The 11,877-nt window shown below is 62.0% G+C and carries 10 protein-coding genes; 7 read left to right on the forward strand and 3 right to left on the reverse strand.

Features of this window, described 5'->3' with window-relative positions; genetic code table 11:
- Positions 1 to 174: 174 nt before the first annotated feature.
- The 7 genes from LOY45_RS11910 (at position 175) to LOY45_RS11940 (ending at position 9,199) form a co-directional block, all read left to right on the forward strand.
- The gene (locus tag LOY45_RS11910) at positions 175 to 3,663 is read left to right on the forward strand and encodes a response regulator (protein ID WP_258579179.1); all 3,489 of its coding nucleotides are present in this window, start codon (positions 175 to 177) and stop codon (positions 3,661 to 3,663) included.
- Complete coding sequence (locus LOY45_RS11915) at positions 3,660 to 4,481, forward strand: CheR family methyltransferase (RefSeq protein ID WP_258579180.1); 822 nt, start codon at positions 3,660 to 3,662, stop codon at positions 4,479 to 4,481. The genes LOY45_RS11910 and LOY45_RS11915 overlap by 4 nt, the downstream gene beginning before the upstream one ends.
- A complete protein-coding gene (locus tag LOY45_RS11920; protein WP_115086404.1) occupies positions 4,478 to 5,053 on the forward strand; it encodes a chemotaxis protein CheB in 576 nt (191 codons plus the stop codon). The genes LOY45_RS11915 and LOY45_RS11920 overlap by 4 nt, the downstream gene beginning before the upstream one ends.
- The gene (locus tag LOY45_RS11925; RefSeq protein WP_115086405.1) at positions 5,047 to 6,255 is read left to right on the forward strand and encodes a hybrid sensor histidine kinase/response regulator; all 1,209 of its coding nucleotides are present in this window, start codon (positions 5,047 to 5,049) and stop codon (positions 6,253 to 6,255) included. The genes LOY45_RS11920 and LOY45_RS11925 overlap by 7 nt, the downstream gene beginning before the upstream one ends.
- 71 nt (positions 6,256 to 6,326) lie before the next feature.
- Positions 6,327 to 6,704 carry a response regulator gene (locus LOY45_RS11930; RefSeq protein ID WP_115086406.1) on the forward strand — a complete coding sequence of 126 codons (378 nt, stop codon included), beginning with the start codon at positions 6,327 to 6,329 and terminating at the stop codon, positions 6,702 to 6,704.
- Between the two features lie 106 nt (positions 6,705 to 6,810).
- Entirely contained in the window at positions 6,811 to 8,580 is a 1,770-nt protein-coding gene (locus LOY45_RS11935) for a PAAR domain-containing protein (RefSeq protein ID WP_258579181.1), read from the forward strand.
- A gap of 37 nt (positions 8,581 to 8,617) precedes the next feature.
- Complete coding sequence (locus LOY45_RS11940; protein ID WP_258579304.1) at positions 8,618 to 9,199, forward strand: DUF2931 family protein; 582 nt, start codon at positions 8,618 to 8,620, stop codon at positions 9,197 to 9,199.
- A gap of 1 nt (position 9,200) precedes the next feature.
- On the opposite strand, the gene LOY45_RS11945 is transcribed toward LOY45_RS11940, so the two are convergent.
- From LOY45_RS11945 to LOY45_RS11955, 3 genes are read right to left on the reverse strand one after another with little or no spacing between them, the layout of a single operon-like run.
- Entirely contained in the window at positions 9,201 to 9,794 is a 594-nt protein-coding gene (locus tag LOY45_RS11945; protein WP_115086409.1) for a TetR/AcrR family transcriptional regulator, read from the reverse strand.
- A gap of 11 nt (positions 9,795 to 9,805) precedes the next feature.
- Positions 9,806 to 10,654, reverse strand: coding sequence for a 3-hydroxybutyryl-CoA dehydrogenase (locus LOY45_RS11950; protein ID WP_115086410.1), 849 nt, complete (start codon positions 10,652 to 10,654; stop codon positions 9,806 to 9,808).
- A gap of 14 nt (positions 10,655 to 10,668) precedes the next feature.
- A complete protein-coding gene (locus LOY45_RS11955; RefSeq protein ID WP_045198067.1) occupies positions 10,669 to 11,853 on the reverse strand; it encodes an acetyl-CoA C-acyltransferase family protein in 1,185 nt (394 codons plus the stop codon).
- Positions 11,854 to 11,877 lie beyond the last annotated feature (24 nt).

The raw sequence follows: 11,877 nt of genomic DNA on the forward strand, positions 1-11,877 counted from the left end.
GTTTGCGCAAGGTACCTCTCAAATGCTGGCTAAATGCCCTGCCAGAATGGCCAAAGGCGTTTAGACTCGGAGTAGGGAAGGCTGGCAGAATGGCCGTTCCCACGGAAAATAGAACGATTACTCGAAAAATCCGCCACACTTCTTCGTTTGCTACCTTTGCTCGGGCGTCTTGAGATGATTCAACCAGCCTCAATCGATCAGCGCAGCTTTCGCAAGCTGCTGACCCGCAACATCGGCCTGCCCCTGGGGGTCGGACTGCTCAGTGCGGTGGTGTTCGTCACCATCATCAGCTACCTGCTGGCGGCCATCCAGTGGGTCGAGCACACCGATCGGGTGATCAACAACGCCAACGAGACGGTCAAGCTGTCGATCGACATGGAAACCGGCATGCGCGGCTTCCTGCTCACCGGCGAAGAACGCTTTCTCGATCCCTACGAGGTGGCCAAGCCGCAGGTGGTCGCCGGTATCAAGGGCCTGGAGCAGATGGTGGCGGACAACCCGCAGCAGGTTGACCGCCTGGAGCGCCTGCTCGGTCTGCAGGAGGAGTGGAACACCTTTGCCAGCACCATGATCAGCCTGCGCCGCGACAACGGCAACTTTCGCGAGGCCATTGGCTCGGGAAGGGGCAAGCGCCTGACCGACGAGATCCGCAAGGAGTTCGACGCCTTCATTGCCATGGAGCACCAGCTACGGGTCGCGCGCAACGAAACGGTGAATACCACCACCGTGGTGTCGATTTCCGTCTACCTGGTGTTTGTCATCCTGCTCAGCGGCCTGCTGGCCTACCTGGGCCGCCGCGACCTGCTGGCGTTGTCCAGCAGCTATGCCAGCGGCCTTGAGTCCCAGCAACGTGCCAACCAGCGCCTGGAGCGCCAGGCCTGGCTGCGCACCGGGCAGACCGAACTGGCCGGCCAGGTGCTGGGGCAGTTGACCCTGCCGATGCTCGGCAACAATATCCTGCGCTTTTTTGCCGGCTACCTGGGCAGCGCCGTGGGCGCCCTGTACGCCCGCGACGAACACGGCGGCTTGCGCCGGGTCGCCACCTATGGGCTGTCGGCCGAGCAGGCCGCGCGGGACCAGGTGGTCGGCAGCCAGGAAGGTATTCTGGCCCAGGCCGTCATGCAGGAGCGCCTGCTGCGCCTGGACGATCTGCCGGGCGACTATTTCAAGGTCAGCAGCGGCTTGGGCGAGGGCTTGCCTCGCAGCGTGCTGGTGATGCCGACCAGCAACGATGGGCAGATCAACGGCGTGGTCGAGCTGGGGTTCCTGCGCACCCTGGATGAGCGCGATATCGAGTTCCTGGAACTGGTAGCCGCCAACATGGGGACGTCGATCGAAAGCGCCCGCTACCGTCAGCGCCTGCAGGAGGTATTGGCCGAAACCCAGCAGCTCAACGAAGAGTTGCAGGTGCAGCAGGAAGAGCTGAAAACCGCCAACGAAGAGCTTGAAGAACAGTCGCGGGTGCTCAAGGAGTCCCAGGCCAACCTGGAAACCCAACAGGCCGAACTCGAGCAGACCAACGAGCAACTGGCCGAGCGCACCGAAGCCCTGGCCGAACAGCGCGATGCCCTGGACCGCAAGAACAGCGAGTTGAACCAGGCCCAGGTCGAGCTGCAGGAGCGCGCCGAAGACTTGCAACGCTCGAGCAAGTACAAGTCCGAGTTCCTTGCCAACATGTCCCACGAGCTGCGCACGCCGCTCAACAGTTCGCTGATCCTGGCCAAGCTGCTGGCCGAGAACGCCGAAGAAAACCTCACCGGCGAGCAGGTCAAGTTTGCCGAGTCGATCTATTCGGCGGGCAATGACCTGCTCAACCTGATCAACGATATTCTCGACATCGCCAAGGTCGAGGCCGGCAAACTCGAGGTGCGCCCGGAAACCACCCACGTGGCGCGTCTTGCCGAAGGCCTGCGTAACCTGTTCGAACCACTGGCCGACGAAAAGCACCTGAGCTTCAAGGTCTCGGTCGAGGCGCAGGTGCCGCCAACCCTGTATACCGATCGCCAACGCCTGGAACAGATCCTCAAGAACCTGCTGTCCAATGCGGTCAAGTTCACCGAGCGCGGCGAAGTCAGCCTGAGCGTTGGCTGGCAGGCGGGCAGCGGTATCGTCTTCTCGGTGCGCGACAGCGGCATCGGCATTGCTGCCGACCAGCAGCAGAGCATCTTCGAGGCCTTCCATCAGGCCGATGGCACCACCAACCGTCGTTATGGCGGTACTGGCCTGGGCTTGTCGATCGCGCGCGACCTGGCGCAGTTGCTCGGTGGCCAGATCAGCGTCGACAGCAGCCTGGGCAAGGGCAGCGTGTTCAGCCTGATCCTGCCGGAGCGCTACGAGCCGATTGTCGAGCAACGCCCGGCGGCGATCGTTCATCAGCCGGCGCTGGTGGTCGCAGCACCCGTGCCGGAAGTGGTGCCAGCACCGGCGCCACGCCAGACGCCAAGCTTCGCCGACGACCGCGACAAGGCACCCTTCAGCAACCGCTGCATCCTGGTGATCGAGGACGAGCCGAATTTCGCCCGCATCCTCTACGACCTGGCCCATGAGCTGGGCTACAGCTGCCTCGTCGCGCAGGCCGCCGACGAAGGCTTCGAACTGGCGGCAAGCTTCATTCCCGATGCGGTGCTGCTGGACATGCGCCTGCCGGACCATTCCGGCCTGACCGTGCTGCAACGGCTCAAGGAGCAGGCCAGCACCCGGCACATTCCGGTGCATGTGATCTCGGTCGAGGACCGGGTCGAGGCGGCGTTGCACATGGGCGCCATCGGCTATGCGGTCAAGCCGGCGACCCGCGAGGAACTCAAGCAGGTGTTCGCCCGCCTGGAGGCCAAGCTGACCCAGAAGCTCAAGCACATCCTGCTGGTCGAGGATGACGACCTGCAGCGCGAAAGCATCGCCCGCCTGATCGGCGACGAAGACATCGAGATCACCGCCGTAGGCATGGCCCAGCAGGCCTTGGACCTGCTGCGCGAGAACATCTATGACTGCATGATCATTGACCTCAAACTGCCGGACATGCTTGGCAACGAGCTGCTCAAGCGCATGTCCGACGACGACATCCGCGCGTTCCCGCCGGTGATCGTCTACACCGGGCGCAACCTGACCCGCGAAGAAGAAGCCGACCTGCTCAAGTACTCGCGCTCGATCATCATCAAGGGCGCGCGCTCACCCGAGCGCCTGCTCGATGAAGTCACGCTTTTTCTGCACAAAGTCGAATCCAAGCTGTCCCATGAAAGGCAGCGCATGCTCAAGACCGCGCGCAGCCGCGACAAGGTCTTCGAGGGGCGCAAGTTGCTGTTGGTGGATGACGACGTGCGTAACATCTTTGCCCTGACCAGCGCCCTGGAACACAAGGGCGCGATCGTCGAGATCGGGCGCAATGGCCGCGAAGCCATCGAGCGCCTGGAACAGCACGAGGACATCGACCTGGTGCTGATGGACGTGATGATGCCGGAGATGGACGGCTATGAGGCCACCCGTTTGATCCGCAAGGACCCGCGCTGGCGCAAGCTGCCGATCATCGCCGTCACCGCCAAGGCGATGAAGGATGACCAGGAGCGTTGCCTGCAAGCCGGGGCCAACGACTATCTCGCCAAGCCCATCGACCTTGACCGTCTGTTCTCGCTGATCCGTGTCTGGCTGCCGCAACTGGAGCGAATTTGAGTATCGAACGCAACACCGACATTGAAATCCGGCTGCTGATCGAGGCGATCTACCTCAAGTACAGCTATGACTTTCGCGATTACTCCGGCGCCTCGATCAAGCGCCGGATCCAGCACGCACTGTGCCAGTTCGACTGCAAGACGGTGTCGGCCCTGCAGGAGCGGGTGTTGCACGATCCGGGCATGTTCATGCAGTTGCTGCAGTTCCTGACCATCCCGGTCAGCGAGATGTTCCGCGACCCCGAGCACTTTCTCGCGGTGCGCCAGGAAGTGGTGCCGCTGCTGCGCACCTGGCCTTCGATCAAGATCTGGATCGCCGGTTGCAGTACCGGCGAAGAGGTCTATTCGATGGCCATCCTGCTGCGCGAAGAAGGCTTGCTGGAACGCACCATCATCTACGCCACCGACATCAATCCCAGCTCCCTGGAGAAGGCCAAGCAGGGCATCTACAGCATGCAGAACATGCGCCTGTATGCCGAGAACTACCGCAAGGCCGGGGGCCGCGGCGAGCTCAGCGACTACTACACCTCGGCCTATGGCAATGCCATCGTCGACAGCAGCCTGCGCGACAACGTGACCTTCGCCGACCACAGCCTGGCCACCGACAGCGTATTCTCCGAAACCCAGTTGATCTCCTGCCGCAATGTGCTGATCTACTTCAACAAGGCCCTGCAGGACCGTGCCTTCGGCCTGTTCCACGAGTCGCTGTGCCATCGCGGTTTTCTGGTCCTGGGCAGCAAGGAAACCCTGGATTTCTCGGCCTATGCCGACCAGTTCGAGGCGCTGGTCAAGCCCGAACGGATCTACCGTAAATCATGAAGGGGGTCCAGGCGATTGCCCTTGGTGCCTCGGCGGGGGGCGTCAGCGCCTTGCTTGCGGTGTTCCAGGCCTTGCCGCCGGCGTTTCGCATTCCGCTGGTGTGCGTGCTGCATCTGCCGGATGATCGCCACAGCCACCTGGCCGAGGTCTTTGCCCGCAGGCTCAAGCGTCCGGTGCGTGAAGCCCGTGACAAGGAAGACATCGCGCCCGGCTCCATTTATGTGGCGGGCCCCGGCTACCACCTGTCAGTGGAGCGCGACCATAGCCTGTCCCTGAGCCAGGAGGAGCGCGTGCATTTTTCCCGGCCCTCGATCGACGTTCTGTTCGAGTCGGCGGCTGATGCCTATGGCCCGGGCTTGCTCGGTGTACTACTGACCGGCGCCAATGAAGACGGTGCTCGTGGCCTTGCATCGATCAAGCGCCAAGGTGGCCGGACCATTATCCAGGACCCCCATGAGGCGCAAGTGTCGACCATGCCGCGCGCGGCACTGGCTCTGCACCAGCCCGATTACATACTCCCTTTGAATGGCATCGGGCAATTGCTCGCCAGCCTGGAAGCCCCTGAATGCTAAGCCACATCCATGCAAAACTGCTGATCGTCGACGACCTGCCGGAGAACCTGCTGGCCCTGGACGCGTTGATCAAGGGCGAAGACCGCGAGGTGCACCAGGCTCAGTCCGCCGACCAGGCCCTGGCACTGTTGCTCGAGCACGAGTTCGCCCTGGCTATCCTCGACGTGCAGATGCCCGGCATGAACGGCTTCGAACTGGCCGAGCTGATGCGCGGCACCGAAAAGACCAAGAATATCCCGATTGTCTTTGTCAGCGCCGCCGGGCGCGAGATGAACTACGCCTTCAAGGGCTACGAAAGCGGCGCGGTGGACTTCCTGCACAAGCCGCTGGACAGCCTGGCGGTGAAAAGCAAGGTGGCGGTGTTCGTCGACCTGTTTCGCCAGCGCAAGGCCCTCGGCCAGCAACTGGAAGCTCTCGAACGCAGCCGCGAAGAACAGGAACTGCTGCTGGCGCAGTTGCAGGTGACCCGCCGCGAACTGGAACACGCGGTGCGCATGCGCGATGACTTCATGTCGATCGTCTCCCATGAGGTGCGTACGCCCCTGAATGGCCTGATCCTGGAAACCCAGCTGCGCAAGCTGCACCTGGCCAAGGACAACGCCGATGCCTTTACCCTGGACAAGATGCGCGCCATGGTCGAGCGCGACGAGCGGCAGATCAACAGCCTGATCCGCCTGATCGAGGACATGCTCGACGTGTCGCGGATCCGCACCGGCAAGCTGTCGATCCGCCCCAGTCAGTTCGACCTGGGGCAACTGGTGGGCGGCTTGATCGAGAACTTCGAAGCCCAGGCGGCGGCTGCCGAGTCACGCATCGAGTTCGAGGCGGGCGTGCCGCTGGCAGGTGTCTGGGACGAGTTTCGGATCGAACAGGTGGTCGCCAACCTGCTGACCAATGCCCTGCGCTACGGGGCGAAAAGCCCGGTGCAGGTGCGCACCTTCGAGCAAGGCGGCATGGCCTGTGTCGAGGTGCGTGACCATGGCATCGGCATCAGCGAGCACAACCAGCAACGGATCTTCCAGCAGTTCGAACGGGTCGCTTCCAGCCAGAGCAGTGCAGGCCTTGGCCTTGGCCTGTACATCTCCGAGCAGATCGTCCTGGCCCATGGCGGCGGCATCAGCGTGCACAGCGTCGAAGGCGAGGGTGCGACTTTTACCGTGTGTCTGCCGTTGCCGCAGTCACTGCGAGAAAATGACCGGTAGCAGGCAACCTCTGCATGAGGCCGGGGTCATACTGCGATGTAACCAAACGATTTATAGAACAAGGCATTGGCATGAGTGAAGATGCGCAAGACGTAGTACTGGTGGTCGAAGACGAACCGGTGATTCGCATGATTCTCGAGGACTACCTCAAGGGTGAGGGTTACCACGTGCTGGTGGCGGAGAACGGTGAGCAAGCCTTCAAGATTCTGGCAAGCAAGCCGCACCTGGACCTGATTGTCACCGATTTTCGTTTGCCGGGAGGGATCTCCGGGGTGCAGATCGCCGAACCTGCGGTCAAGATGCGCCCGGACCTTAAGGTGATTTTCATCAGCGGCTATCCGGCGGAAATCCGCGAATCAGGCAGCCCGATCGCCTTCAAGGCGCCGATCCTGGCCAAGCCCTTTGATCTGGACAGCCTGCGTGACCAGATTCAGGAGCAATTGCGCTAGGAGCCTGCTGACACTTCCCACGCCATCGAGCATGGGTGGCTGATGTTCCCCTCCGTGCAAAAAGCGTCCGATAACATCCTTGTGAGTCGCCACAGGGAATCGGCGCATGCGCTTTATCGTTCGCAAAGGAGACGCCACCAGCACCGGTGGTGAAGTACGCGGCGGCTGCGCAAAGCATCCGCTTGGCGGTCGGCCCATCGCACGCATGGGCGACCCGGTCTATTGCCCTCGCTGCCAGCGTACCGGCGAAATTGCCCAGGGCAACCCGGCCTACAAGGTAAGCGGCCAACCGGTGGCCGGCGAAGGTCACCTGGTGCGCTGCGCCTGCCCCTATGGCAGCCACACGCTGATCGCCAGCCAACAGCGGGCGCGCATGGGCTTGACCACCACCGGGCGATCGCTGCCGCCGGCAATTGCCCTCGAAGAAGAGGAGGAAGAAGTCGAGGTGGACGATGGCGTCACCCTGCGCATCGGCGTGTTCTTTGATGGCACGGGCAACAACCTGGCCAACAGCGCCACCGTCGCCCAGTGCTTTGCCCGGGATGTAGAACTGGAAGAAGAGGCCGAAGAAGTGCGTCGCCATTGCGCCAGGTATGGCTATGACGGGCAGGGGAATGTGCCGGATAACAGCTATGGCAATGATATGACCAATGTGGCGCGGTTGTATGAGTTGTATCAGGATCGGGTGCTGGGTGGAGAGCAGCAGGGCAGGCGCCGGGATGTACTCAAGGTCTACATCGACGGTATAGGCACTACCGCAGGTCAACAGGACTCGGCGTTAAGTCAGGCAACCGGACGTTACTCCGGGGGTGTCGTCGCTCGTGCTGAAGAGGCCCATCAGAGAGTACTGGACCAGATAAGAGCATGGCTTAATGTCGTTTCACAGGCACGCATCATTCGCCTGGAGTTCGATCTTTTTGGCTTTAGTCGAGGCGCGGCCGCAGCCCGTCATTTTGCCAACGATTTGGCCAAGGGTGGCAAAAGTCACCTGGCGCAAATCTGGCCCAGGCATATGGAGGTGTTTTGCGATCAGTTTGATTGGAACACACGCCGAAGCCTTGGCATCAACTTTATTGGCTTGTTTGATTCTGTGGCGGCCATCGTGTCGGTACTTGAAGGGAATTTCAGCCCGGCTAATGCCCGCTACTCCGGTGTCAACATGCGACTCGCGCCGGGCGGTGCGAAAAAGGTTGTGCAGTTGGTGGCGCGAGACGAGCGACGCAAGAACTTCCCGCTGACACGAACAGATAACGACATTGTCGTCCCCGGCGCCCACTCGGACGTGGGCGGAGGTTACTTGCCGCGGATGCGAGAGAAGGTTCTGCTGACGCGTCCGCGTAGCAGTACCGAGTTGCGAGGCGTGCCCGATGAGCGAAGCCAGGCTTACCTGAACGTTCAGGAGGATTACCTGCGTAATCGGCTTGTTTGGAAGGGGCTGAATTTACAGGTCGACATCATTGTCTGGTCCATCGACCTACCGTTTTTACCCAATCGTGACATCTCTCCACAGAAGCGGGTGTATGCGTTCCTACGCTGTGAGCGGGAGGTGCTGGCGGATCTTTCCCTTGCGTATCTACGCGTCATGCGCGAGTTGGCTATCCGTGAAGGGGTGCCGTTCAACGAGATTCGAGAGCAGAAGGCATGGGTGCTTCCGGACGAGCTACAAGGGATAACACGCAAGTTAATGGCTTATGCCGTGGGTGACACCAACAGCCCTGAACTTGTTTGGGAGGAAGAGAAGTTACTTCGGACCAAGTACATCCACTTGTCGGCACATTGGAATCCAGCGGGCTATCCCATCAGAGATAGTGCTGATGTGATGTTTATCCATCGTCCCAATGACAGCGGCAAACGTAGCGTATACCCCAATGAGTAGAAGACTTCGAACAGCGCTACTTTGTGTTTTCTTGATCATGACCGGTTGTGCCAAACGAGGTGTATCTCATCTGCCGTATGACGCCTGGTACCTGGGTTTTGTGGCGCCCACCCACATGGCCGTCTGGATAGAGGCCGCTGATGTTCTGGATGTTCGCGATCGGGGATTCTGGAGGGTAATGGGCGGGGGAGCCAGGATGGACTTTTCGCACAGACCTGAGGATGGCTGGTCTGTACGTACCGGTGTTGGCTCGGGGAAGTACATGAGCGGCAGTAATCTGCCCAAGATGATCCGTGTTCGATGGCAGTCGCTGGCTGAAATGAAAACCTACGACGTGATCATCGAGATACCGGAATCCGCTCGCAAGACCATGTTGACACCGGATAGGGTCTATTGCCGATTGGACGGCAAGGTGGTTGCTCAGTATCGCAACTACCTTACCATCGGCCTGGCCCCAGGCGGCATCGCCCAGGCCTGGCTACGGGGTGTTTGTCTGGACCGCATCCAGATCACACGCGCAGTCGGTCGCAGCGTGCCATCGGACGACAGTTATCTACCACTGGAACCCGAGTCCCAAACCTACATCGACGCCCATGGCATCCCCTACGGCGCCTGGTGACTCAGGCCATCGAGTTCAGGCTTTCACCGCGCAGGGTTCGCTCGATCCCGCCCAGGAGCATGCTTTCCATTAGCGCCAGGCCCTGGGCCTGGGGCAGTTGTGAGGTTTGCAGCCAGCCGGGCAGGCTGTTGAGCAGGTTGGCGATGACATGGGCGGTGGCTTGCAATGCCTTGCCGCGCAGGGTTGCCTTGGGCACCAGCAGACGCAGCAGGGCGCCTTCATACTGGTGACGCAGTTGGCCGATGCGCGCCTGTTGCTCGATACTCAAACAACACAGGTCACGCTCGGCCAGTCGAAACTGCAACGGCCGCTCAGCATGCAAGCTCCAGTGGGCGGCAATCACTTCGCCCAGGGTCTGCTGCTGGCTGCGCCGCCCCGGGTTAAGGGTCGCCAGCAGCTCCTCGAACAACTCCTCGATCAGATCGAACAGCAAGTGCTGCTTGCTCGGAAAGTGGTGGTACAAGGAGCCTGCCGTCAGCCCCAGGTGGGCGGCCAGTTCACGCATGCTGACCTGGCCGAAACCCTTCTCGGCGAACAGTTCCAGGGCCTTGTCACGCCGCTCTTCAAAGTTCGCACAGCGCAAAGCGGCGTCCATGGCAGGGCTCCCTAGTAGGTGAAGAAACCGCGACCGCTCTTGCGCCCCAGGTAGCCGGCGGCAACCATTTCCTTGAGCAGCGGAGCAGGGCGATATTTGCTGTCGTTGTAGCCTTCGTGGAAGGCCTCGATGATCGCCAGCAGGGTGTCCAGGCCGATCAGGTCGGCCAGGGCCAGCGGGCCGATCGGCTGGTTGCAGCCCAGGCGCATGCCGGTGTCGATGTCTTCGGCGCTGGCCAGGCCTTCCTGGAGCACGAAGATCGCTTCGTTGATCATCGGCACCAGAATGCGGTTGACCACAAAGCCCGGGCGGTTGCCGGCGCTGATCGGCGTCTTGCCGACCTTTTCGGTCAGGGCCAGGGCCTTGGCGTAGGTGGCATCATTGGTTTGCAGGCCGCGGATGATCTCGACCAGGGCCATCATCGGCACCGGGTTGAAGAAGTGCACGCCAATGAAGCGCTCAGGCTGGCTGACCGCCGCGCCCAACTGGGTGATCGACAGCGACGAAGTGTTGGTGGCAATCACGCACTGGTCGCTGACGCTGGCGGCGATCTGCTTGAGGATGCGCAGCTTCAGGTCGAGGTTCTCGGTGGCAGCCTCGATCACCAGCTCGGCCTGTTGCAGTTGCGCGTAGTCGGTGCTGGTGCGGATGCGCGCCACGGCGGCCTCGGCATCTTCAGCGGCCAGGGTCTGCTTGCTGACCTGACGCTCGAGGTTCTTGCGCAGGGTGGCTACACCACGCTCGAGGGCGGCGTCGGAGACATCGATCAGGGTCACCTGGTAACCGGCCACCGCACACACCTGGGCAATGCCGTTGCCCATGGTGCCAGCGCCGATCACCGCAATATTCTCAATACTCACCTTGTACTCCTTGCTCAGACGCGTTCGAAGACGATGGCGATACCCTGGCCACCGCCGATGCACATGGTTGCCAGGGCGTAACGGCCCTGGATGCGCTGCAGTTCATGAATGGCCTTGGTGGCGATGATCGCCCCGGTGGCGCCGACCGGGTGGCCGAGGGAAATGCCCGAACCGTTGGGGTTGACCTTTTCCGGGTCGAAGCCCAGTTCACCGGCGACGGCGCAGGCTTGTGCGGCGAAGGCTTCGTTGGACTCGATCACGTCGAGGTCGGCAACGCTCAGGCCGGCCTTGTCGAGTACCTTGCGGGTCGCCGGTACCGGGCCCAGGCCCATCAGCTCCGGCTCGACGCCAGCGTGCGCGTAGGCCACCAGGCGGGCCAAGGGCTGCAGGTTATGGCGTTTGACGAAGTCACCGGTGGCCAGCACCAGGGCACCGGCGCCGTCGTTCAGGCCGCTGGCGTTGCCGGCGGTGACCGTGCCGTCTTTCTTGAATACAGCCTTCATGCCGGCCAGTTGCTCGGCAGTCACCTCGCCACGCACGTGCTCATCGACTTCGAAGCGTACCGGGCCTTTGCGGCTGGGAATCTCGATCGGCACGATCTGGCTGGCGAAGCGGCCCTCGGCGATGGCGCGGGCAGCGCGGCGCTGGCTGGTCAGGGCCAGTTCGTCCTGCATCTGCCGGGTGATGCCATTGCGTTCGGCAACGTTCTCGGCAGTGATGCCCATATGGAAGCCGGCGAAGGGGTCGTGGAGGATGCCGAGCATGTAGTCGATACCCTGCAGATCACCCATGCGCGCGCCCCAGCGGGCTTGCGGCAGCAGGTAAGGGCCGCGGCTCATGGATTCGGCGCCCGCGGCGACGACTGCTTCAGCGTCGCCCAGCAGCAGGCTTTGCGCCGCCGAAACGATGGCCTGCAGGCCCGAGCCGCACAGGCGGTTGACGTTGAATGCCGGGGTCTCCTTGGGGATGCCGGCATTCATTGCCGCGACCCGCGCCAGGTAGGCGTCGCGCGCCTCGGTAGGGATTACGTTGCCCATGACCACATGGCCGATCTGCTCAGGCGCCACGCCTGCGCGTTCGATGGCGGCGCGGGTCACGCTGCTGGCCAGGTCCGCCAGGGGCAGGTCCTTGAGGGCGCCGCCGAAGCTGCCGATGGCCGAGCGTACGGCGCTGACTACATAGATGTCCGGGGTATTCATGAGCGACTCCAGTGTGCGAAAGCG

It is taken from the genome of Pseudomonas wadenswilerensis, from assembly GCF_024749185.1.
In the GTDB taxonomy this organism is placed as follows: Bacteria; Pseudomonadota; Gammaproteobacteria; order Pseudomonadales; family Pseudomonadaceae; genus Aquipseudomonas; species Aquipseudomonas wadenswilerensis.